Consider the following 23617-nt stretch of genomic DNA (forward strand, 5'->3'; position numbering starts at 1 on the left):
TCGGCCGCTGGGTTCAATCCGTCGCCGCGAATGGCGACGGGCTATCGGTGGCTAGCGTTTTTCAGCCGATGGCGTGGCAGCCAAACGGCCGTCTTGCGTCGTGCCTGCCAAGTAGTTGTCGATCTGACTTGCGTTCTTCAGTTCGTCGAACTTTTCGGCCATCGCAACCCGCGTCTTCTTTTCCGTTAAATCGCGAACCAATTGCTCACGGATTTGATCGTCCATGTCCGCAACGATTGGATTGGTGCGGCCCTGACAACGCATGATGATGTAACGATCACCTGTCGCTACGATTCCGCTCAACTCACCCGGTTGCAAACGGAACGCTTCGTCTTCAACCGCTGGTTGACCGCCGTGGCGGCGGATCGGTGGCACGCGTCCCAGATTGCTTTGCGAAACCGGTTCGATCGAATACTGTTCGGCCAACTGACCAAAGAACTCTTCGGTCGGATTGGCTCGGGCCATGTCCCAAACCTGTTGAGCACTCTTTTGGTCCGACAAGACGATCGCCAAAACTTCAACGCGTTCGCCAAAGTTTGACTGGAAGCCCTTTCGCAGGTCTTCATCGCTGATCTTGACGCTCGCCTGAACCATCTTCTTCAACGCGACCGATGGCCAAACGGCATCTTGGACATAAAGTTCTTCGCTGACGCCCTGTTCACTGGTAACACTGGCCAACCATTTCTGAACGTCCGGCTTGCCGTCGGCAGTGACCATTCCGTAGCTCTCGGCAGCACGGGCAACCTCAGCCGTCAATTCTTCCTGAGTGACCTGCAGGTTCTGCTTCTTCAACTCTTGCTCCAGCAGCGTGCGATTGATTTCGCCGTCCAGAACCTCGAGACCGTGACGCTTGAGCGTTTCAGCAATCACTTGCGCCAAAGTCAGCTGTTGACCGTTGATCAACGCGGCCGCACCGGGATATTGTTTCCTCAGTTCAGGGTTTGCCAAAACGTTCACGACCTGAGCTTGTTGCTGCAGCTTCTGGAACAACTCCGTTCCCGAGACGCGCATCTTTTGGTCGCGGATCCGATCGGTGATTTGTTGGCGGATCGCAGCGATCTGCTGCGCCGGTGGATGCATCGCGGGCAAGTGCTTCACGCATTGCAACATGATCCATTGATCGGCGATTTGAAACGGAGCGGAGATTTCGTTTGGCTTCAATGAAAACGCGACCTCTTCAAACTTGGGATCGCTGGTATGCCGATGAACGGGAGGGATCATACCTCGCACGCTTGCACTGGCTTCGTCTTCACTGAAGTCTTTGGCCAATTGACCGAACTGCGATGGATCGGCAGTCGAACGAGCATGCAATTGCTCGGCGACCTGCTGCTTACCCACCATGATCATCCGACACTTGACCGATTCACCGTACTGAGCGGCGAACGCTTGATTGAATTCTTCCGCACTCACCTCAGTCTCTTTAGCGACCAAGGTCTGCAGGGCGATCATCGGCCAAACGATATCGCGACGATACTCTGACGGGGAGATCTTGCGTTCCTGTTGCAACATCTGAAGATAGCGATCGACCGACAAACCAAACTTGGCCGCGATCCGACCGATTTCCTCTTCGACGTCTTTGTTGGTGATCGTGATGTTGTTCTGCTTGCAGGCCTGCAGGATCAGATACTTATTAACCATGCTTTCGAGCACGTCTTCGCCGTGACGACGCAGGGCTTCGTCCCCCAATGCCTTCCGCGACAACGACGTACCGTTGACTACCGCAACGACCTCGTTTTGCGTTGGCGCGGGAGCGGCTTGTTGCGCGGTGGCGAGTTGGGCGACCGACAGCGCGATCGCGAAAGTCGATGTAAAAACCAAGCCGCGGGCCGCGGCAAGGCGATGTGTTTTTGTTTTCAGGGTCGTCATCCGGCCTCTCCTTAAACCATCGAGCGACATTGAATCGAATCCATTCGTTCGGCTGAACACAAGCTCGGACTGCTCAGGCGACAGGAACAGAGTAGAAAAATTTTCCGTTTTGGCTCAAGACCAACTTCGAAAAAGTCGACAGCGTCTGTCGCTGGGATTCGGTGTCGGAAAAAAAGAGGCGGAGTGGCGAAGTTCCATCTGGACACGCAACCCGTTGGACCGCTACCGTCCAGGTCGTTGCCAGGCTCTCGAAGTATGGCCTGACTTGCTCGATCTAAATCTTGCCAAAGGGAATTAGGCAATGGTCAACGTAAACTTTTTTGATTGGATGCGTCAGGGTGTGAAGCAATCGGTACTGCTGGGCGTCAGCGATGCGATTGAAACGATGGGCACCCCTGCCGAAACCGAAACGATGGATCCCGATATCCTCGCGTTCCTGCGAGCCGACGGCGATTCGGAAACAAAACGCGTGGGTGCCCGCCCTCAACGTGGCGGTGCTCGCAAACGTCTGGGCAAATCGTTGAACGATCTGGACTCCGCAAAGACGGCTTAAGTTCAGCCTCCGCCCTACCACAACCCGTCGTGGCGTGCTGGCGACGCGCCGCGTACTGGGTACAAGATCGGTCGCCATCGCGTTGGCTAAACGATCTTACCGGTCGATCCGCCCGCTGCTAAAGCCATTTCGACCACGTGGATCAATCGATCGAGATCCTCGTCGTTGTTGTAGACATGCACGCTGGCTCGAACCCCGCCTCCGCGACAACTGAGCACCACGTCGTGCTGCAATCCGATGCCGCGCACTTCGGCGGGGGAGACGCCTGGCACATCAAACACCACGATGCTGCTGCGATGCGGCTCCTGCCAAGGGTTTAAAACGGTTGCTCCCGCCTTTTGCAACCGGTCGATCAAGGTTTCGGCCGTCCGAAGCACTCTCTGGGCGATCGCTTCGGGACCATGAACCTCGATGACTTTCCAAAACATCGCGGCGCTCTCAGCCAACGACAGCAGCCCCACCATGTTGGCCGATCCCGCTTCGAAACGCGAAGCCTCCGGTCGTAGGTCCAATCGCGCGTTCCCGAAGTCGGCTGCGTTACGGACGCTATGCCAACCGACATGCGTGCATCGCAAAGTGTCGATATGCTCGCGGCGGATGTATGCGAACCCAGCCCCTTCGGGCCCCAGCATCCATTTATGGCCGTCGGCTGCCAAAAAATCGATCGGTGTCCGTGAGACATCGATCGGATAGATCCCCATCCCTTGAATGGCGTCCACAAATAGCAGCGCCCCGCGCGAATGCACCAATTCCGCCAGCTGATCTAGATCGACGCGATAGCCCGACGCATATCCGACCCAACTGATCGCAACGATGCGGGTGCGGGAATCGATTTGCGCTGCGATTTGGTCCAGACAGACTTCACCGCCGGGGCATTCGATACTGCGAACTTCCACCCCTTTGGATTGTTGGTTGTCCCAGGGCAACCGATTCGACGGAAATTCCCCGGCGAACGTGACAACATTGTCCCCCGATTTCCAAGGAAACCCTTCGGCGACCAAGTTGACGCCGTGGGAAGTGTTGGGAATCATGGCAATCTCCGCGGGCGAGGCTCCGATCCAACGGGCGACCCCGCTGCGGAACGACTCCACCCCTTTGGACCATTGCGGCCACAACGTTGTAGCGGTGTGAGCGGCTTCATCGGCGAAGGCGACCATCCGCGTTTGAGCCGGGGCCGACAAGGGAGCGACCGCGGCATGGTCAAAATAAGCCCAACGCAACGTGATTGGCATTTGGGAACGCCACCATTGCCAAGGGTCGCTTTGAAGTGAAATATCGGTGGATTGCGGTTGGTCTGACATGCATAATCACTAAAATACGAGCCACCTACAGAACGAACAAAGATTCGTGCCATTCGGCTTGGGTGAAACACTTTTCTTTAACTATACTGATGCACTTGGCTTTCCAACATGCACGTCAGTCCCGAGATAATAAGCCGAGGATCGTTGATGCCCAAGGCACTTTGCCTAATCAGCCTTGTGGTGGCTGCTCTGTTATTCATCCTATTCGCCGCCGATTTCGGAATGAGCATGGCGGGTATGGACGATGTTGCGCCCTTTCAAGGGGCCAGCATGATGATGGACATCGCCTTTTTGATACTCAGCATCACCCTGGGCGTGCTCAGCTGGATGACGTTCCGCGAGCAGGTCTGACGGGCCCCGGTCGTGCGGGCCAATTGTGCCCGACCCAAAAAATGAAAGAGGACCGAAGCATATGCTCCGGCCCTCTTTGCGTTTCTTCAGCAGACCCTTTGCGGGCTGATCAGCTTCTTAGCATCCGCAGCCGCTGTCGCAGCAAGATGGTGCTGGGCAGCAAACTTGAACTGGAACTTGCTTGCAGATCGTTCGTGGAACGCAGCGAGTGACAGTGTAAGGTTCGCAAACCTTTTCGCACTTAGGAACGCAGATCGTCTTGGTGTAGCATTCCTTCTGCATCGTGGTGCAGCATACAGTGCGAGTTCGGCACTCAGGAACCATTTTGCACACTTTGTAGGTGCAGGTCTTGGTGCGTGGTTCGCAAACCATGCGGCAAACGGTGTAGTTGCAGGTCTTGGTGCGTGGTTCGCAAACCATGCGGCAGACGGTGTAGTTGCAAGTCTTTTGACGTTGCTCACAAACCATGCGGCAGACCTTGTAGGTGCAAGTCTTTTGGCGTGGTTCGCAAACCATGCGGCAAACTTTGTAGGTGCAGGTCTTTTGGCGTGGTTCGCAAACCATACGGCAAACGGTGTAGTTGCAAGTCTTTTGGCGTGGTTCGCAAACCATGCGGCAGACGGTGTAGTTGCAAACTTTCGTGCGGCATTCAGGAACGCGACGGCAAACCGTGTAGCAAACTTCCTTCGTGCGGCATTCAGGTACTTGACGGCAAACGGTGTAAGGGCATTCCACCGTGTAGCATTCGCGACGATAGCGAGTGCAGGTGATTTCCTTCGTTTCGCAAGTTGGAACCCAAACCTTCTTGGTGCACACGCGAGGAGCACATTGATAGGTTTCGGTGCGGCAGCAGCCGGGGGTGTAAACATTCTTGCATTGGCAAGGATCCCAAGTGCATGTGCCTGGTTCACGGATCACGCGGGTGCGTGTTGGTCCGGGAACTTCGTAGGACTGAGTGTCCCAATGGCCGCCACGAACTTGAATCGTGCGGGTGTAGGTCTCAGGAACCATGCGGCTCTTGGTGATCGTTCGGCTGCGTTGTTCTTTAACGGTGTTGTAAACGGTGTAGTTTACAGTCCGTGTCTTCTGCTCTTGAACGTTACGATAAACGGTGTAGTTGATCGTGCGTTGCTTCGTCTCGTACACAGGCTTTTGAACTGTGTAGTTGATGACGCGAGTCTTGGTCTCGTACACAGGCTTTTGAACCGTGTAGTTGATGACGCGAGTCTTGGTTTCGTACACAGGTCGTTGAACCGTGTAGTTGATGACGCGAGTCTTGGTCTCGTACACAGGCTTTTGAACCGTGTAATTGATGACGCGAGTCTTGGTCTCGTACACAGGCTTTTGAACCGTGTAGTTGATGACGCGAGTCTTGGTCTCGTACACAGGCTTTTGGACCGTGTAGTTGATGACCTTGGTGCGTGTTTCGTACACAGGCTTCATGACCGTGTACTGAACTTCTTTCTGAGTCGTCACAGGAACCATGCGCGTCGCTTGAACTTCGCGTTGTTCGGTGCTGCGGACGTAACGTGTGCGGTAACGGGTCTCTTGGACCTGTTCGTAAACGGTTTCGCGAACCGTCTTCATAACGGTGTGCGTGCCGCAACCGCCCGACGCTGCAGGAGCAACATCAGACGCGCTGGCGCAACCGCCACAATCTTGGTAGCTGATGGCGTTACAATACGCCGCGTCAGCTGACTTTGCCGAACCCACAGCCAACATGGCTGCGATCGCTGGCAGAAGCATTAGCTTTCTCATTTCCCACTCTCCTCGGATCTTGCTTAACGGAAACCTTGCTGGATAGACGCTTGAACCTGGTCTGCTCGAGATTGCTCTCGCCACAATTTGCGGGGATGAAGCAAACCATCGACAGCATTGAGACGCGACCCAATCGTGGCAAAATAGCCAGGCAGGGTAGACCGCTCTCGGTGCAACAATTTCATCGACTGCGAAAGAATGGTGGGATAGAGAAAGAGTGATGCAAAGAAAAAATAGAACGTTTGCGTAGTTTGCCACGTTCACCCCATGCGACCTATGCCGGTTGTTCCGGTTAGGTAAAAACCCAAGTGTTGCTCGAGGCCAACAGGCGTTGTTCAAACGCAATCACCCAACCGTTAGAATCGTTACAGGTATTGGCTTGTTCTAATCCGTCGCCGACGGCGTGCCACGACGCTAAGGCGCCCCCTGCAACCAACCCTGAGACCTTATGGCCGGTGAATCTCCCGAAACGCAAAAATCGACCGGTCCACCACACATCGGTGCGATCAACCCTGCGATTCCGCCCGCGACCGTGGCCCGTTTGATCCTCTACGCACGCGAATTAGGACGCTTGCGGCGGGAGGGAGAATCCCATGTCAGCAGCAAGTTGCTGGGTCAGTTGCTGTCGGTCAGCGACGCCGTCGTCCGCCGCGATGTCAACCATCTTGGTTCGATGGGGCAACGAGGCGTGGGATACGAAATTGGCCCGCTGATCCAACAGATCCGCCAGACGATGGGGACCAATCGGTCATGGAAAGTCGCACTGATTGGGGCGGGTAGCCTGGGGCACGCATTGATGCGTTATCGCGGCTTCGATGAACAGGGTTTCCAATTGGTTGCGGCCTTCGATACCGATCCGGCGATCTGTTCGCGAAACATCGCCGGAATTCCGGTGCTTCCGCTGGAACAACTAGAAACCACCATCGCCGCAGAACGCGTCTCGCTGGCGATTCTTGCCGTACCGGTCGATGCAGCCGATGCGGTAGCGAAAAGGCTCGCCGCGCTGGGGGTTGCTGGGATCCTAAATTTCGCCCCACGCACGCTGCAAAAATTTCCGGGTGTCTGTGTCGTGAATGTCGATCTGGCGAGCGAATTGCAGCAATTGTCGTTTGCTGTGGTCAGCCAGCAATAAACGGCCCCGCCGACGGTTCGCACCCTCCTGACGCGTCGCAGACGGCCCGGCCATTTCGACGGCAAGTTGGCCGACTGCGAAAATTTCGCCCCCTCATTTTATCGAGGTGCTATGTTTCAGTGACCCCAACCTAGTTTCGCTAGCCAAGGAGCCCAAAAGTGGCCAACGAAGTACTGATCGACGACCATGACCCACAAGCCAAGATCGCATCTCCACACTTGGATCTCTCGGGTCAGCCTCAATCACGCACATCGGGACGTCGCGAAAATCGGGTGTTACGTGTCCTTCACGTGGTCAACGGCGAACATTATTCGGGAGCGGAACGTGTTCAGACCCACCTTGCCCGTCGGCTGCCGGAATGTGGGGTTTCGGTCGATTTTGCCTGTTTGACGCCCGACCGCTTTCCGAAGCAATTCGACGTCGAATCCAGTCAACTGTTCGATATGAAGATGCGGAACCGTTGGGATATCGCGGCGGCGCGGCGCGTTGCCAAGCTCGCTCGCGATGGCAACTATCAACTGCTGCACGCTCACACGCCCCGATCGGCAATGATCGCCGCCTACGCATCGCGGCAAGCACGGCGACCATGGGTCTACCATGTTCACAGCCCCGCAGCCGCCGATTCAACGCGGCCGATCCAGAATCGCATCAACGCAATGACGGAGCGATTCTGCCTGCTGTCGACCGCCCATCAAATCACCGTCTCGAACAGTTTGAGAAACCACACGATTGGTCAGGGCTTTGATCCGGCCAATGTTACCACGGTCCACAACGGCGTCCCTGCGATCCGTCCCGATCGCAGTGAGTTCCCGCAGGTGGGAGGTGTTTGGACGCTGGGGATCGTCGCACTGCACCGACCTCGCAAGGGCTTGGAGACGCTGCTGGACGCTCAACGGATCGTCCGCGACGCCGGACTGGATGTCCGCGTGCGATGCGTCGGCCCCTTTGAAACGCCTAGCTACGAAGCGAGCATTCGATCGCGAGTCGATCATCTACAACTGGGGCCCGACGTCGAATTCACCGGATTCGTCAACGACATTCCCACCGCGCTCAGTCAGCTTGATGCGATGGTTTTGCCTAGCCTGTTCGGTGAAGGACTTCCGATGGTGGTCCTCGAAGCGATGGCTGCCGCGGTCCCCGTGATTGCCACTCGAGTCGAAGGAACGCCCGAAGCGATACGACACGACATGGAAGGCCTGTTGGCCGAAGCCGGGAACGCCACCGACTTGGCCGCGCAAATCCAACGCCTTGTTTGCGGGGAAGTCTCCTGGCATGCGTTGGCTGAAGCAGCCGCCCAACGCCACGCCGAAGAATTCTCCGACCTCGCGATGGCTCGTGGCGTCGCCGATGTCTATCGCAAGGTCCTCGAACGCTAACGATGCATTCACGCGATCGAACCGCCGACCGCGGATCGCATCTCCCGCGACGTCCGGCGAACCGCTAAAATTGCGCAACAAGAAACCGACCGAAAGCCCAGTGTCCTGCCGTGAGCGGGTCCCCGTTTTGGGAACGATGTTCCAAACCGACGGTCTCGAGGTTTCCCCGACGTCGAACAAACGGACCGAACGTGCGTTGAATGGATCTTCAATCGGAAACGCCCATCTCCCCGAAACTCCGCGGCGCGTCCGCCTGGATTGCGGGTGTCGCCATCGGACTCTTGGTTATTGGCGGCGGGTTCCTCCTGTACCACGTTGAACCCAACGCTACGTCGTGGTATCCGAAATGCCCGCTTCATCAGATGACCGGCCTCCATTGCCCCGGCTGCGGAATCACCCGATCCGCAAGCGCCCTGGTGCATGGCGACCTAGCGACCGCCGTGCGCATGAACCCGTTGGCGGTGCTTGGCGGTCCCATCCTCGTGATACTGCTGTGGCGAAGAGGTCGCCAACCGTCAGCGGACAAGCCAACCGGACCGGCACTCGGCCAGATATTGCTTGTCGTGCTGGTCGTTTATTTTGTCGCCCGCAACGTCCCGTCGCCATCACGCAGCTGGCTCGCGCCCCCCGAAAGAGACGCTTCGGCCGTGGAAACGCCTGTGGCTGGCTGATCGATTCGCCGTATGGCATCCGGCGTTATCCCAGCGTCCAAACCTTATCGGCGGCATTCAACAGCAGCGCCCGCCGCGTCGTTTCGGGCAAGATCACATGGCCGTCATCGATCCAGTGAACTTGGCTATGGACGGCTCGAAACCGAGCGGCCGATGTCGTGACGATCTGCCGCTTCGCATCGGCAGGAACATCGCCCGTGCGGACGCTCGGATTGCGGCAACTGGCAACACTGCGGATCGCATCGCGAGGCGAATGCAAGATCGGCCCGGCGTCGAAAATATCGACAAGTCCGCGCGACGCAAAGCCTTCCCGTTGCAGCATCGTTTGGGCCGGCCGCGTCTGATCATGCACCTGACCAATCACGGCGCAAACCGGGGCCGGCAAGAGGTCCCAGTAGATCGGATGTTGTGGCATCAGGTCTTCGATGAACTTTTTTGAAACCGTCGAGAGCGCATCGGCAACCGGGAAATCGACGTGAAAAAAATGGCGGCCCACCGCCTCCCAAAACGGACTGTGCCCCTGTGCATCCGAAACACCACGCATCTCCGCGATCACCTCGCTGGCGAACCGGCCGGGCCGCTGTGCGATCATCGAGAACCGCGCTATCGACAGTAAACTGCCGCGTCCTTGCCCACGAAACTCGGGTAACAGGAACAGGCTGCCGATCTCCGTCGGCCCGTCGTGGATCCGTTTCAATTGCAAGGTTCGCACACTTGCGCGAACGTCTAATTCTTCCGACGCCTTCGCTTCGGTTACCACTTCGTACGCATAAAACGGTTCGTAACCGCCGGTCTTGGCGAAGATGCAAGACGTTCCGACCAGCGCGCCGGTCGCCAGATCTTCCATCACAAACACGTACGGCTCGCCGCCCGGCCGTTCCGACTTTCGCGTAAACGCAAAATGCGACCACTCCAGCCGCTCGTGCAGCTGAGCTTTGGTCAGCCGCAGCGAAGTCAAACCGAAGCCCGACCGCTCGATCAGATCGAACAGAGGTTCCCAATCGTCGAGTGTTGCCGCGCGGACGACTTCCATAATCAGTGAGCCGCCTTTGGTTGCGTCGTCTGAAGCATCCGATCGATGAGCGCGATCGCGTGATCGATGTGTTCAGGCGTGGTGATCGTTGGAGGGGGCAGGAATCGAACGCGATGCGGATTCCCACCGCACAAGAAACAGATCAGCCCCGCGTCGTAGAGGTCGCGAACCCAGCGATTGGCAGTTTCATAGCTACCGTCACCCGGCGTCACCGCGACCATCATCCCCTCGCCGTACGGACCTTCAACCTGCCCCGGATACCGCTGGGCAAGCGACCGCAAGCCGTTGACGAAATGGTCGTGGTTGCGTTGATTGCGGCCGTCGACACCAAAACAGCCGCTCGATGCCAATTGGTCCAGCATCCGTTGACCGGTCGCGATCGACGCAGAGGCCCCGGTGAAGGTTTGGCTGAGAATCGGCGCGGTCGGCTGCAGTTGATTGCGATACAGCGTGGCACAAACCTGTGTGATCTTGCCAATCGTGACGATATCGACGTACCGATCCAGATCAAACGACTGGTAGGCAAGCGGCGCGGTGGTCCGGCCAAACGATTGCACTTCGTCGAAGACCGTCAAGATTCCCGCTTCGCGGATTGGTTTCAGGAGCGTCTTGAAAAATTCGGGACTCCCCGCCACGTAGCCCCCTTCGCCCGCGATCGGTTCGGCCCAGAAAGCCGCATGCCGTCCCGGATAGCGGGTCAACAGCTCCTGCAATCGATCGACAGCCGCTTGCGTGCTCGCGTCGGGTTTTGCGGGATCGAAGAAAGGCAAATAGTCGACGAGGAGCGTTTCAGGTAGCCCGCTGCGGTAGCTGGGTCGGTCGGTCAACGCCGCCAACGCAAGCGATCGACCGGCGAAACAGTTCGTGAAGGCGATGATCCGGTCCGCGGGGCGTCGCGCATGAAACGCGATCTTTAATGCGTTCTCGTTTGCCATCGCCCCGCTGGTCGACAGCAGGCAGTGGGCCAGTTCGGAACCGTTGGAATTAGCGATCGAAATCAAACGTTCGCACAGCGCGATCGAAGGCCGATTCTGTTGCAAGTTTCCTTGCATCACCGTGTCCTCCAACGCGCCGTCGATTGCGGCGTCCAACATCTGTTCGTGGCTGTGCCCCATTCCGTGCACGCCGATCCCACCGATGAAGTCCAACTTGACGCTGCCGTCGGCCAATTCGACCCACGGACCGTTCCCGATCCCACTGGCAATGTAAGGGAAATAGGGGGCCGCGCCACGGGCCTCGGTCAGCCGCGCCAATTGATCCGCGTACGATTCGGCAAGCTGCGGATCGGCAGGTCGAACATCGGTCATTGACCCTGAATATTCGCGGAGCGTTTCAGCCAACAAGGCCTTCGCCTTCGCGACTCGCGGGTCGTTACGAAATCGATCGGCAATAAGACGAGAGTTGTCGTCGTTCATGAACCGTTTACCTGAACACGGAAGCGCGAAAACCGGGACGATGGAAATATCAAGTATATAGTCTCTCGCAACCCATGCGCAATCGCACCAAGATTGGATTCGCCGGAATCAACCACATACCAACGCCTGCCGCCTCACAGCGATGGAACGATCCCAAAACCGTATTGTTCCGCCCCCAGGGGATGCAAACCGCCAGAGTTACAAAGATCGCGCAAAAGCAACTCGGATCGTCCGCCGTCGGTCCCGATCGGCTTAACGCTCAGGCCATCGAAACGGCCACCGACCGCCATTGCGGCACCGTACCGATCACTCCATTAAAAAACCGGTAGACGCATTGCTGCGCTACCGGTTGCATTTCAAATTGCAAGTCACACGGACTTCACGTTAGAAGCGAACGCCAGTCGAGAAGGTCACGCCAACGAAGCCGATGTTTTGATCCAGCAGACCCAGTGCCGATGGAGGAAGTTCCCACAACTGGGTTTCAAAAGCAGCCCGTGCAAAAGCATGGGTTCCCCACAATTCCTGGGAGTACTCGCCACCCAACTGCAGTTCCATCACGGGCATCACTTCTTGCGAAGAAGAAATTGGAGCGCCCAAGATGTTGACGACGTGATCACCAAAAAGGAGCGATCCACGTGCACCACCGATCAGCGAAAAGGGACCGTCACCAAGTTGCCGACTTGCCGACAACGCCACGGTGGATCCCCAACCGTTAAACGATTCGGTGAGCACGGGGGCGACTTGATCATCGATTTCGCCCCAACGGACACCACCGGACAGATCGAATGAGTAGCGGCCACGTGTGAATAGCTGAGTCAATTCAGCATCCCAAGTCTGCGCCGTCAGACTTGGATCCAACAAGGGACCTCCCGCTGCGTCTTGGTCGAAATGCCAATATCGCGAACGAAACCCTAAGCCGGTTTCCGCGCGATATCCCAACCAATAACGTCCTCCAACCCCCATGTCGCGTTCGGGTAAGATCGCGGTGCTGCTGAGCGGGGCAATCGTGACGGAGCCCGAATGTGGTGTCAACAACGTCAATTCTGCGCCAGCGAAGAAGCCGCTGTTGGATTTGCAACAGAGATTGCTGCTGCAGGAGGAAGAGGATCCGAAATCGGCGCAGTCGTTGTCGACTGCGTAAGCAAAACTAGCCAGGGAGCAAAACTGAAACGCGATAAAGAAAACACAACTCTTGTGCATGGTCGAAATCATCCGTGAGGTCCGCCGCTTCAACGATCGCATTTGAAATCATTTCAATGCCATTGGATCGTGAAACCACATGGATTGTCGGCATAAGAAGCAGGATTCGCATTGCCTGAACTCTTTCGAATGTGCATTCGACAGAAACCGCACAAACCTCCACCCGCCCATCGATCGACTTTTCCAGCCAGCAAACAGCATGTTCAACCTGCGTCCCCCCGATCCCCTGCGTCGACGCAGCGGCATGGCCAAGCGGTGGCGTCTGCAGTTCGACGACGCATGATCCGAGAAACGTTTATCGCAAACGCTCGCCAACTACTTCCGCAGCTTTGCCGCTTTAATCAAAGCTTCCAGTTCCAAGACATGTTCGTAGGGGGCCCGGCGCCGCTGGTACTTGTTCGTGACCAGTTCGTGGAGTGTTTCGAGATCCTCCAACGAGATGTCCGTTGTTTCGACCCATTCCGGTTCGGATTTCAGTCGTGACCGAAGCTTCCATTTACCGCCGTGGCGGATCGCGGTGGCGATGCGTGTCTCTCCCTCATCGGTGGTTTCACGCCATTCGTGTTTCTTCATGATTCGTATTCCAGGGGGTCTGCGACTCAGAAGATTTAACGCAGGGACGGGAAAAGATGCGGGCAACCGAACGGCGTTGTCGCGCCGGGAGACCGAAACATCGCAAGCGAAAATGGTATCAATCCATGATTGCAAAAGATAGTCGCAGAACGCCGGGACACGGGAAATCAACACTCGGGTTCATGCGACGGCACGGATCCATCTCGATTGCGACCCTAGAACAGTTCGTGCAGCGGTTCGCCTTCGGCTAACAAACTGATCGGTTGGCCGCTGGCATCGATCGCCGCGAGATCGTGAACGCCCATCGCGTGGTAAACGGTTTTGACGATGTCCTCGGGACCGATCGTTTGATGTTCCGGGTATTCGCCTCGCTTATCGGTCCCACCGTAGATTTGGCCGCCGCGGATGCCTCCACCGGCGAACAGGTTGCTCATACAAGCGGTCCAGTGATCGCGTCCCGCCCCGACGGTGCCGCCCGAGCGCACGTCGCCGATCTTTGGCTTGCGGCCCATCTCGCTAGAGACCAAGACCAACGTCTCGTCGATCAATCCGCTTTGCGCCAGGTCCTCGATCAGCGCCGAATAACAGCGATCAAATTCTGGCAACAGGTTTTCTTGCAAGCACTGAAAATTGTTCCCATGCGTATCCCAACCGCCGGCACTCTTACACTTGGCGTTGAGGCTTGTGTCTTCCTTCCAAAACACGGTCACAAACGGCACGCCCGCCTGCACCAAACGGCGAGCCATCAAAAGGCTGGTGCCGTTGACCGTCTGGCCATACCTTTCGCGAACGGCCAGCGGTTCCTCGGAGACATCAAACGCACGGCTGGTCGCCGAGGATGCCAACAGCTCAAACGCTTTGCGATGCTGGATCTCAAAGTTCTTTGCACCCGCGTGCGCTTCAAAGGTGCGCCGCGCCCCGTCGATCGATTTCAGCAATCCAGCGCGATCGCCCAACCTGTCACGCGAGACGCCATCTTGCAGCGTTAACGAAGGGGCCTGGAAGGTGAGCGGCTGGCCAGGATCGCTGCTCAAATAGAACGGATCGAATTCGGCACCCAATCGCGCCGAAAATTGTCCCGGACGTGTGTACGGAGGTCGACTGGGTTTATGAGGCAGCGTGATCGCCTGGGGCAACGATCGGTGCGGCTCGCGACGCGAGGCGACGACCGATCCCATGAAGGGCCAGTCGTCGGCGTACGGCCGCCGGTCATTGCCTTGCGTGCGGAAAGTGTTGTCCGGGGCGTGGCCGGTCAGGTTGTAGTAATACCCGGCGTGATGATCTCCCGTCGCCCGGCCGCGGTCGCTGACACCGTGGACGATCGCCAGATGATCGGCCACCTTTGCGGTCATCGGCAGATGCTCGCACAGCCGAATTCCGGGAGCCGCGGTTTCGATCGAAGCAAACGGTCCGCGATAGGCGCTCCCCGCGTCGGGCTTCATATCCCAAGTGTCGACATGCGACGCGCCTCCACACAAAAAAAACAGGATCGTCGACTTCGCCTTGCCCGTGGCGCGCGTCGCGGTTGAACCGGGATTGCCCATCGCCGCTGCCGGCAACCGCATTCCGGCGTATCCAACCGTGGAGGCCACGATCGCCGTGCGGCGATCGATACGAACCTTTTCCATGTCCATCGTGCATTTACCTCAAGGCGGGAGATTGAAGGCGGGATGAGCACAACTTCGGGATTGTATCGCGCGACAAACGGGATTGCGAACTTTTATTCGCCTAAGTTTTCTCGCTCGATTCTCTTGACCGCCCCTCCGCCCGTTGTATCATTGAATTAACACAACAGGAACGGCATGCAATTACACATCACCACCGACGGCGTACCGATCTTTCAACAGATCGTTGATCAAGTGCGGTACCGCATCGTTTCGGGGCAATTGATCGCCGGGGCGGAGCTGCCGACGATCCGCGGTATGGCTGAGGCGTTGCGTGTGAACCCCAACACGGTCGCTCGCGCCTACCGCGAATTGGAACACGAAGGACTCGTGGAGAAACGGCGGACGACGGGAACGTTTGTCGCCGAACAGGTCGAACGACGAACGATTAGCCAACGGCGTGGACTGCTTCAGCCGCACTTGGAACGCTTGATCATCCAATCGCGTCAGTTGGGCTTTTCGATCGATGAAGTCGTCGAACAGCTGAAGAAACGGGACGACCAAATTCCTCGCGACGAGAACCGATCATGAACGCTTCCCCATCCGCCGGTGCCGCTGTCGAAGTCCACAACTTAAGTCGAGCGTTTCGTGGAAATGAGGCGCTCCGCGACGTGAACCTAACGATCCCCACCGGTTCCATCTTTGGACTGGTGGGACTCAACGGTGCCGGCAAGACGATACTGATCCGCCATCTGATCGGTGCCCTGGTTGCCAAGCACGGCCGTGTTCGAGTGCTGGGCGAAGACCCCGTCGCAGATCCCGCAGGCGTTTTGAAACGGATCGGTTACCTGACGGAAGAGGATTCGCTGCCGCAGTGGCTTCGTGTCGGCGATCTGATCGATTTTTCTAGAGCGATATATCCCACGTGGGATGACGCCTACGCCGCGGAATTGGGTGAGGTGTTCGCGCTGTCACGTTCATCGCGGCTGCAGTCGCTGTCCAAAGGTCAACGGGCACGGGCGGGTCTATTGGTCGCCATTGCCCACCGTCCGGAGCTGTTGATTTTGGACGAACCCAGTAGCGGATTGGATCCAATCGCGCGCAGCGACATCCTCGAAGCGATCATTCGCACGGTCAGTGAAGATGGCCGGACGGTGTTGTTTTCAAGCCATCTGTTGGACGAAGTGGCTCGCGTATGCGATAGCGTGGCGTTGATGTCCGATGGCCGGATCGTGGAAACGCGGACGATCGAAGAACTGCAGTCAAGGTACTGTGAAATCATCTTCCGCGGAAACGCCGACAGCGCGGCGCAAGTTCCAAACGCGTTTGGCTTGCAGCGCAGCGGAGGCGAATGGTCGGCGGTGGTCGAAACCGAACAGTTCGACGCGTCGGCGATTGGAAGCGATTTGCAGCTCCTCAACCGCCGAGAGATCACGCTGGACCGTTGGTTTGCCGCGCGTGCGAAATCAACCGGCGGACCGCCGGCATCCGATTCTAGCGACGGGGCGCCGCAAGTTATCGCAATGGGAGAGGTCCGATGAACGAATCGTATGCTTTGTTCCGGCTGATTCTTTCGAGTCATCGTCGCGTATTGATCTCGATGATTTCCCTGGTTGCTGCCGGACAGATCGTCGTTTGGGGAAGTGCCGTTCTGCATCCGCAATGGTTGCAATCGAACTTCGTGCCGATGACGATGATCTGTTCGCTGCTACCGGCAGCCTTATTCAGCTTTGTCGTTTTCGACTACGGCTATCAATCCGATCTCCACTTCACGGCCAGCAGCTGCAACCATTGGCTGTTACGGATGCCGATCAAATCGTGGAAGATCGCCGCCATTCCGGTCGCGCTTCGCACGCTATGGGTGAGCGTTCTTTGGACGCTGGTCCAGCAAGGCGAGGCGTGGCTGCAGGGGCGTGAATCGTGGCCGTGGCTTGCCCCGTGCTTGTGCCTCGCTGGCGCTGCCATTTGGGTCATGGGGATCACATGGCGCCCGTTTGCCAATCCTTGGTTCCGGTTGCTCGCACTGCTGATAGTCGCGATCGCCTTCTACGCTTGCATCGCCTTTATTTTTGGAGGTCGATCGATGGTCGCAGCCTCCTGGAGAGGTTCGGTCGGGCCAGCGGGACTTGCGATGGCAGCGGTGTTTTATGCTGGCGGAGTCGTTGCGTCGTTTGACGCCGTCCGTTTGGCAAGGACCAATGCACGAGGGATGGTTCCAGAAACGGAACGCCGACATTTGGCGTCGGGTCGCGACCTTGCCGTCAACGATTCCCAGCTTGCCATTGCCCCGCGACACTTCATGCGTCCCTACACCGCCTTGTTATGGCACGAATGGATTCGGATCCGCGGGTCGGCGTACAAGACCGCAGTGCTGTTCTTGTTCCCCGCACTGTTGCTTTCCGTTTTTGTGGTCCCTTTCAGCGGGCCCGCCTTCGTAATGCTGAACGTTCTGATTGCGTACGCCGGCATCTTCGCGGCCAGCGGGAACCTTTCCCGTTCAACGATTGGCAATTCATCCAGCCTGCCGACCTATTTGATCGCGAGCCCCATCCGTTCGGCGACCCTCGCGTGGACGCGGGCCTTTGTGCCAATTGCCGTCGCCGCGATCATCTACCTTTCGATCGCCCCAGCGATTGCCGGTTGGGCGATTTGGCCTTCGAATCGCGCGCACTGGATCGCGTGGGCTGAAAGCTATCGCAGCTGGTTCGACGGACAGGACGCGTCGCCGCTGTTTGGAATGCGATTGGCTGGATCGTTCTGCCTCGCGTTCGCCGCGACCTTCTTGAGCCGCGTCGCTAGCTACTGGTGGATCGGGATGACGGGGCGATCGTGGTTCATCCTGTCGGCATCGGTGGTCGCAATTCTTTTCTATCTGCTGCCGTTTTCTCTGTTCCTCGCGTGGTTCATGAAGCAGACCGATTGGTCGACAGTGCAAGCGATGGGGCCGTGGATCGGGCACTGGCTGCCGACGCTTCTGTTCGTGGGGATCGCAACCAAGCTGAGTGCCGTAGCGATCGTCGCATTCCTGCTCAGCTATCGCCGGCTCGCAACGCCAACGGCAATCGTTTCCGTTATCGCGTCGTGGGCCGCGGCCTGCGGAACCCTCGCGGCCCTGCTGAGCTTGCTGGTTCCCGATTCACGCTTCAGCTTTGCCTGGATGCTCGCGGCCGCCACGCTGACCATTCCGCTGGCAAGGATCTTGGCAATGCCGGTCGCGGTAGCTTGGAATCGACACCGCTAACGTATACGCGACCGCTCGTGCGAGCGCCGTGAGGGGACCGGGCCTACAACGATTGCTTGACCCAAACGAACGGAGCGCGGCCGCTCTCGCCCAGCGATGCGTCGTTGACATTCAAGCCCGCTTCAACGCGATTGTCGAAGTTCACATAGGGCTGATCTTGCGTCTCCAAAACGGCGGTGCTGGAAACAAATCGGACTCGACCATCTTCATATAAAAGATTGAAACCGCGACCATCGTGGGCCAATTGGGTTCCGTTGGCGGTCCGGATCGGAGCGTCGGCCAGGATGGCAAACGTCGAACGCGATTCGTAGTGGGGAGCACCGTAGGATTGGTCGTCCATCACGCCCAGGGTGTAGGCCAGCTGGCCGCCCGAGACGTTCTGCAATTGCAACAGATGCGCCGACGAAGCTTCTTGCAACTGCAGCTTGGTTGGCACCGTCGCCATCGATGCGGGCGGATTCTGCGACGGGCACCAGATCGCGTTTTCACGATCCAACAGATCGTGTTCTTTCAGTTCCACCGAAAACACGCCGGCAAATGCGAGCGGCCCACGCAGGTCGATCTCCGGCAGGCGTTGCTGCGGATCATTGATCGCGAACTGAGCCAACGAGGTCCCCAGCTCTTGCAGATTGCTTTGGCACTGGACGCGTCGCGCTTCAAAACGTCCTTCGAGGATCGCGGGAAACATGAGTCCACCGAGCGCGATCATGGAAATCGTCGCGACCAAGGCGTCGGGAATTCGCCAACGTCGCGTCGTCGCACCGCGCTGCGAGAGGCCGGTTTCTGAGAGCGGATTGACCGGGGCCACCGAAGGAGTCTCGGCAGGCTGCGGCTTGGAGGCTTCGATGAAATCCATCGTGCGGCCGATCAGATCGGCAGGAGGTTCAAAGTCGGCGGGCGATTCGGACGCACGCTCTTCGTCCAGCGAACGCATTGCCGCCTGCAACCGTTTCAGCTCCGCACGTGCCTCGGGATCGGATTCCAGCAGTGCTTCGACACGGCGGACCTCTTCGGGTTCCAACGCGCCCAACAAATATCCAAGCAGATCTTCGCGCATTGCGTACGAACCCTCTTCACATTGCCATGCGTGCAGATGAAGCTTCGCCGAATTGCGCTACTTCACCGTCTGAGATTCTTCCCAGAGTTGATTCAATCGCGAAACCGCCGCATTCAAACGGCTCTTGACCGTGCCCACGGGAATCCCCAGCACATCGGCCGCTTCGCGATATTTCAAACCTTGGTAATAAACCAATTGAACGACTTTTTGCATCGAATCGCTCAACTGGGCGACAATCCCTTGAACGCTGTCTTGGTTTTCACGCCCGGACGCCACCAGCCACGGATCGGGATCGTTGCCGACCAATTTCTCGGTCCACTTCGATTCGTCATCGTCGACATTGCGGGTGCGGTCCAAACTAACCATTCGATGTCTACGGTTCTTACGTTGCAAGTCGATGGCTTGGTTCGTTGCAATTGCATAAAACCAGGGACGAAATTTTCGCCCCTCTTCAAATGTCTCCGCTCGCAGGTGAACCTGCAGGAACGTCAACTGGAACGCATCCTCGGCTTGCTCTGCATCGCCCAGGTAGCGTCGCAGGTAGCTGTAGATCTCGCGTTGGTAGCGTTGCATCAGGGTTTCGAACAAAACCCGTTGTCCCGTGCTGCGGTAGGTCAGCAGCAGTTCTTCGTCGGATACGTCGTCGTAGCCGAGCGTCGCATCGTTGGACTGAAGTGTCGCCGTCATAGATGTCACTTGGCCTCTCGCCGAACCGAGGGTGGGAGTTCGGCACACTCAGATGGAATGAAGACTTACGAAATAGATAAGCGTTGTTCTTAAAACGGGTTGCTGGACGACCGATCGACCGGCCAGCGGATCAATAAAGACACGTAAAAGATGGCTTCAGCTTAATCCACTGCGAACCGCTCCGTCAATCACTTTGGCCATCGGCGGGGCCTACCGGCAACCTGATTTGCTTGCAATAAACCGCCAATTCCCCTGCAAAATCAGCGGGCAACGGCGGTCGAAGCGTCTGCGTCGCCAGGGCTGGTCTTCATCATAAATTCAGATCTTTTCAGACGTTTCGGATGCGCCGATGCGAACCCAGTCGCTTAAAGCCCCGTTCCCCGTGGCGTGGGACTGAGCGGAACCGTGTCGAGCCGAAGCGGCATCTTGGGCGGTTCGGCATCCGACGGTGCACGTCGGAAAATGATCGTCTTGGGCCGCTGTGGCCCCCCACCGGAAAAGAAAGCCGTCGGGCGTGGGCCTTGGGAATTGCCAATCACAAGCAACAAATCCCCCTCCAGTCGATAGATCGCTCGATTCGGTGGCACCTTGCTAGTCTCTGGGTTCATCGGCGTCCAATCCATCTGTTTCGGATCGACGCCTTCATCGATCGCAAAGTGTCCCTTCCAGATCACGGTTTCGCGATCGCCACGGACGTGGACGTAGTGCAACCCGCGACCATCGAACACCAGCGTCCCTTGCAGGCCAGGTTCCAAATCGGCCAGCCACGTTCCCTGTAATCGATCGGTGTCGGAGGTCGACTTGGTCGCCGCAGAATCCTCCGCGACCGCCGACGCGGCAAGCGTCCAGATCAGCATCGCATTCACCAGGCAACAAAACGATCGATTCATCGGGACAGCTCCGGTGAGAAGGGGGACTCGGGTGACGCTGAGCGTATCGGATCTGCGGGACGTCGGCAAACCAAAGAGATCGCTTCGCGGCGTACAACGAGGGGAGGCACGAATACCAATGCGCCGGATCGACGGAGCGGAAAAACGTGACGCGACAGGTCAACACACCATGAAATTCTGGGGCTGTCGGCGGCGCTATAAATTCTCAATTTGCGGGTTGAGTCGAATTATAACGATTCAAAACACAGGAAAACGGTAGCGGATGTGACGGTGATGCCAAATGCCGGGCTGGGGCAATTGAGGTTACCTTGAGCGACGTTGCAATTTTTCCACAACGGGGGCTGGTGTAAGCATTTGTAAGCTAAGTTTCCCTGAGAAGATTTTCGGTTCGACACCTAGCGACGGGGCAGGGTGCCGACGAACCGGAACTTTAAATGGGCGCGACGGCTTGAAGCCGTTGGAACCCTGGAAAACAAGTAGCAAAAATTTGCTGAGAAAGCTGATATGTCACGCACGATGAATCCAACGGCAGGCCGCACTGAACTGAGCCGCCAAGAACAGTTTGAGCAGATTAAAGGTCGTATCCACAGCAAGCTGGTCGACAAACTGGACCTTTCCAAAGTCGGAGATCTCAAAGGGGATACCCTTAAACGTGAAATCCGCATGGTCGTCGAACACTTGTGCGACGCCGAAGAGACGCTGCTGAATCGCCAAGAGCGCGAACGGATCGTCGACGAGGTGTTGGACGAAACCTTTGGCCTGGGTCCGTTGGAAATCATCCTGAAAGACAAGAAGGTCAGCGATATTCTGATCAACGGCCCCAAAAACATCTACGTCGAAAAAGAAGGCCAACTGGAGAAGAGCGAAGTCGAATTCCGCGACAACAAACACTTGTTGCAGATCATCGACCGGATCGTTTCGAAAGTCGGTCGTCGGGTCGACGAAACCTGTCCGATGGTCGACGCGCGTTTGGAAGACGGCAGTCGTGTCAATGCGATCATCCCGCCACTGGCGCTCGACGGGGCATGTGTTTCGATTCGTCGATTCGGCAGCAACCCACTGAAGCTGGAAGATCTGTTGAACTACAAAGCGTTCACGCCCGAGATGGTGATGCTGTTGGAAGGCTGCATCAAAGCTCGGATGAACATGATCATCTCCGGCGGTACCGGTTCGGGTAAAACGACCCTTCTCAATACACTCAGCAGCTTCATTCCGCACGACGAACGGATCGTGACGATCGAGGATGCGGCGGAGCTTCAATTGCAACAGGACCACGTCGTCCGTCTGGAAACTCGCCCGCCAAACATCGAAGGCAATGGCGCCGTGACGGCGACCGATCTCGTAAAGAATGCGCTGCGTATGCGTCCAGAACGGATCATCATCGGCGAATGCCGTGGTGGTGAAACGTTGGACATGTTGCAAGCGATGAACACCGGTCACGACGGATCGTTGACAACGATTCACAGTAACAACCCACGCGACGCGATCGCACGTTTGGAAACCTTGGTGATGATGGCTGGCTTTGAAATGCCGGTCAAAGCGATTCGTTCGCAAATCGCCGGTGCCGTCGACGTGATGATCCAAGCCAGTCGTCTGCAGGGTGGAAAACGCCGTGTCACGTACATCACCGAGATCGTCGGGATGGAGCAGGACACGATCGTGATGCAGGACATCTATCGATACGATCAACAAGGCATTGGTGCCGACGGTAAAGCGAAAGGTCGCTTTATCTGCACCGGTGTGCGTCCCACGTTTATGGAAAAATTGGAAGGCAAGGGAATTCGCTTGCCAGCCAGTGCCTTCCGTGAACGCGTGATGATGGAAGCATAGCGCTGTTGAGGTAACCAAGCATGATAACATTGATAATCGTAATCGCCGTTGGCGTCGGCATCGCCGCGTTGATCGCCGGTGCCTGGCTGATGGTCGACTCCGAAGCCGGCGGCCCATCGCTTGCCGAAAATCGGCTCGACACGTTGGCCAAACTCCGCAAGGACGTCGATGACCCGTCTCAAGCGTCGGCGCTTTATGCCGGCGGTTTCGACGAAGGCAAAGACCGTCTCGACGCGTTGCTCAAGTCGCTCCCTGGGATGGGGTTGTACCTGGAACAGGCCGACCTGAACCTCAACGCGGGCAAGTTCTTTGGACTTGTCGGAGGCTTGTTCGCTGCCGGTATTGGTATCTGCTTTGTTACTCCGATTCCGATCCTGTTGGGGCCCATCCTGGGCGCCATGTTGGCATCGATTCCGTTCCTGTACGTCATGTTCATGCGGAATCGGCGGATGTCGAAGTTTGGCAATCAGATGCCGGAAGCTTTGGAACTCCTATCCCGAAGCCTTCGTGCCGGCCACTCGTTGGCCGCCGGTTTTGGCTTGATCGCCAGTGAGATGCGGGATCCGATTCGCAAAGAATTCGCCCGCTGCTTCGAGGAACAGAATCTGGGTATCGCCTTGGAAGAGGCGTTGGATGACATGACCGAACGGGTCCCCAACATGGACCTCAAGTTCTTCGCGATGGCGATCATCTTGCAACGCGAAACCGGTGGTGACTTGGCCGAAATCCTCGACAAAATCAGCCATCTGGTCCGCGAGCGTTTGCAGATCCAGGGGCAGGTGGCGGCGTTGACCGGCGAAGGTCGAATGAGCGGTATCGTGTTGTTAGCGATGCCTCCGACGTTGTTTCTCACGATGCTTTATCTGAACTACGACTACGCGATGATGCTGTTTACGGATCCGATGGGCCGCAAGATGATGGCCGGTGCGTTGGTGATGCAGTTGTTGGGTGCCGTCGTGATTCGCAAAATCATTACCATTCGGGTTTAAGAATAAGAGACCAACGCATAGCGCATGATGGCCCTGCCACAGGCCTCGGTCGCCGCCATGCGTCACTGCAAATTGGATTTTGGTACAAGG

The 23617-nt window shown here is 57.3% G+C and carries 21 protein-coding genes; 10 read left to right on the forward strand and 11 right to left on the reverse strand.

Going from position 1 to position 23617, the window contains the following annotated elements; translation table 11 throughout:
• Positions 1–51 precede the first annotated feature (51 nt).
• Positions 52–1866, reverse strand: coding sequence for a peptidylprolyl isomerase (locus Poly24_RS16565; RefSeq protein ID WP_145097737.1), 1815 nt, complete (start codon positions 1864–1866; stop codon positions 52–54).
• A 301-nt stretch (positions 1867–2167) separates the two neighbouring features.
• Here Poly24_RS16565 and Poly24_RS16570 point away from each other — a divergent pair, with 301 nt between their 5' ends.
• Positions 2168–2419 (forward strand): hypothetical protein, encoded by a 252-nt coding sequence (locus Poly24_RS16570; RefSeq protein ID WP_145097741.1) that lies wholly within the window; start codon positions 2168–2170, stop codon positions 2417–2419.
• Positions 2420–2505: 86 nt separating this feature from the next.
• Here Poly24_RS16570 and Poly24_RS16575 read toward each other — a convergent pair whose 3' ends face one another.
• Positions 2506–3651, reverse strand: coding sequence for an aminotransferase class V-fold PLP-dependent enzyme (locus tag Poly24_RS16575; RefSeq protein ID WP_231753183.1), 1146 nt, complete (start codon positions 3649–3651; stop codon positions 2506–2508).
• Positions 3652–3867: 216 nt separating this feature from the next.
• Between Poly24_RS16575 and Poly24_RS16580 the strand changes: the two genes are divergently transcribed.
• The gene (locus Poly24_RS16580) at positions 3868–4071 is read left to right on the forward strand and encodes a hypothetical protein (protein ID WP_145097747.1); all 204 of its coding nucleotides are present in this window, start codon (positions 3868–3870) and stop codon (positions 4069–4071) included.
• A 117-nt stretch (positions 4072–4188) separates the two neighbouring features.
• Here Poly24_RS16580 and Poly24_RS16585 read toward each other — a convergent pair whose 3' ends face one another.
• Positions 4189–5829 (reverse strand): hypothetical protein, encoded by a 1641-nt coding sequence (locus tag Poly24_RS16585; protein WP_145097750.1) that lies wholly within the window; start codon positions 5827–5829, stop codon positions 4189–4191.
• Positions 5830–6277: 448 nt separating this feature from the next.
• Between Poly24_RS16585 and Poly24_RS16590 the strand changes: the two genes are divergently transcribed.
• The 3 genes from Poly24_RS16590 (at position 6278) to Poly24_RS16600 (ending at position 9008) form a co-directional block, all read left to right on the forward strand.
• A complete protein-coding gene (locus Poly24_RS16590) occupies positions 6278–6961 on the forward strand; it encodes a redox-sensing transcriptional repressor Rex (protein WP_145097753.1) in 684 nt (227 codons plus the stop codon).
• 158 nt (positions 6962–7119) lie between these two features.
• The gene (locus Poly24_RS16595; RefSeq protein ID WP_145097756.1) at positions 7120–8337 is read left to right on the forward strand and encodes a glycosyltransferase; all 1218 of its coding nucleotides are present in this window, start codon (positions 7120–7122) and stop codon (positions 8335–8337) included.
• A gap of 200 nt (positions 8338–8537) precedes the next feature.
• Positions 8538–9008, forward strand: coding sequence for a DUF2752 domain-containing protein (locus tag Poly24_RS16600; RefSeq protein ID WP_145097759.1), 471 nt, complete (start codon positions 8538–8540; stop codon positions 9006–9008).
• A gap of 25 nt (positions 9009–9033) precedes the next feature.
• On the opposite strand, the gene Poly24_RS16605 is transcribed toward Poly24_RS16600, so the two are convergent.
• The 5 genes from Poly24_RS16605 to Poly24_RS16630 all read right to left on the reverse strand — a co-directional run bounded on the left by Poly24_RS16605 (position 9034) and on the right by Poly24_RS16630 (position 14863).
• Entirely contained in the window at positions 9034–10041 is a 1008-nt protein-coding gene (locus Poly24_RS16605) for an arginine N-succinyltransferase (RefSeq protein ID WP_145097763.1), read from the reverse strand.
• Positions 10042–10043: 2 nt separating this feature from the next.
• Positions 10044–11456: an aminotransferase class III-fold pyridoxal phosphate-dependent enzyme gene (locus tag Poly24_RS16610; RefSeq protein WP_145097766.1), complete on the reverse strand. Its 1413-nt coding sequence runs from the start codon at positions 11454–11456 to the stop codon at positions 10044–10046.
• Between the two features lie 384 nt (positions 11457–11840).
• Positions 11841–12656 (reverse strand): hypothetical protein, encoded by an 816-nt coding sequence (locus Poly24_RS27455; protein ID WP_231753184.1) that lies wholly within the window; start codon positions 12654–12656, stop codon positions 11841–11843.
• Between the two features lie 315 nt (positions 12657–12971).
• On the reverse strand, positions 12972–13229 hold the full coding sequence (locus Poly24_RS16625; protein ID WP_145097775.1) for a hypothetical protein: 258 nt from the start codon (positions 13227–13229) through the stop codon (positions 12972–12974).
• 215 nt (positions 13230–13444) lie between these two features.
• Positions 13445–14863: a DUF1501 domain-containing protein gene (locus tag Poly24_RS16630; protein ID WP_197451966.1), complete on the reverse strand. Its 1419-nt coding sequence runs from the start codon at positions 14861–14863 to the stop codon at positions 13445–13447.
• A 168-nt stretch (positions 14864–15031) separates the two neighbouring features.
• Here Poly24_RS16630 and Poly24_RS16635 point away from each other — a divergent pair, with 168 nt between their 5' ends.
• Genes Poly24_RS16635 through Poly24_RS16645 form a run of 3 tightly spaced genes read left to right on the forward strand, consistent with a single transcriptional unit; the run spans position 15032 to position 18074 of the window.
• Positions 15032–15424, forward strand: coding sequence for a GntR family transcriptional regulator (locus Poly24_RS16635; protein ID WP_145097778.1), 393 nt, complete (start codon positions 15032–15034; stop codon positions 15422–15424).
• A complete protein-coding gene (locus Poly24_RS16640; protein WP_145097781.1) occupies positions 15421–16374 on the forward strand; it encodes an ABC transporter ATP-binding protein in 954 nt (317 codons plus the stop codon). The genes Poly24_RS16635 and Poly24_RS16640 overlap by 4 nt, the downstream gene beginning before the upstream one ends.
• Complete coding sequence (locus tag Poly24_RS16645) at positions 16371–18074, forward strand: hypothetical protein (protein WP_145097784.1); 1704 nt, start codon at positions 16371–16373, stop codon at positions 18072–18074. Before Poly24_RS16640 ends, Poly24_RS16645 begins: the two co-directional genes overlap by 4 nt.
• A gap of 43 nt (positions 18075–18117) precedes the next feature.
• On the opposite strand, the gene Poly24_RS16650 is transcribed toward Poly24_RS16645, so the two are convergent.
• The 3 genes from Poly24_RS16650 to Poly24_RS16660 form a co-directional block, all read right to left on the reverse strand.
• The gene (locus tag Poly24_RS16650; protein WP_145097787.1) at positions 18118–19131 is read right to left on the reverse strand and encodes a hypothetical protein; all 1014 of its coding nucleotides are present in this window, start codon (positions 19129–19131) and stop codon (positions 18118–18120) included.
• 57 nt (positions 19132–19188) lie between these two features.
• Positions 19189–19818, reverse strand: coding sequence for an RNA polymerase sigma factor (locus tag Poly24_RS16655; protein WP_145097790.1), 630 nt, complete (start codon positions 19816–19818; stop codon positions 19189–19191).
• A gap of 365 nt (positions 19819–20183) precedes the next feature.
• A complete protein-coding gene (locus Poly24_RS16660; protein WP_145097793.1) occupies positions 20184–20708 on the reverse strand; it encodes a hypothetical protein in 525 nt (174 codons plus the stop codon).
• A gap of 504 nt (positions 20709–21212) precedes the next feature.
• Between Poly24_RS16660 and Poly24_RS16665 the strand changes: the two genes are divergently transcribed.
• Both Poly24_RS16665 and Poly24_RS16670 read left to right on the forward strand, forming a co-directional pair.
• Complete coding sequence (locus Poly24_RS16665; protein ID WP_197451967.1) at positions 21213–22538, forward strand: CpaF family protein; 1326 nt, start codon at positions 21213–21215, stop codon at positions 22536–22538.
• Positions 22539–22558: 20 nt separating this feature from the next.
• Positions 22559–23527 (forward strand): type II secretion system F family protein, encoded by a 969-nt coding sequence (locus Poly24_RS16670; protein WP_145097796.1) that lies wholly within the window; start codon positions 22559–22561, stop codon positions 23525–23527.
• The last annotated feature ends 90 nt before the right edge of the window (positions 23528–23617 follow it).

The organism is Rosistilla carotiformis (genome assembly GCF_007753095.1).
GTDB classification, from domain to species: domain Bacteria; phylum Planctomycetota; class Planctomycetia; order Pirellulales; family Pirellulaceae; genus Rosistilla; species Rosistilla carotiformis.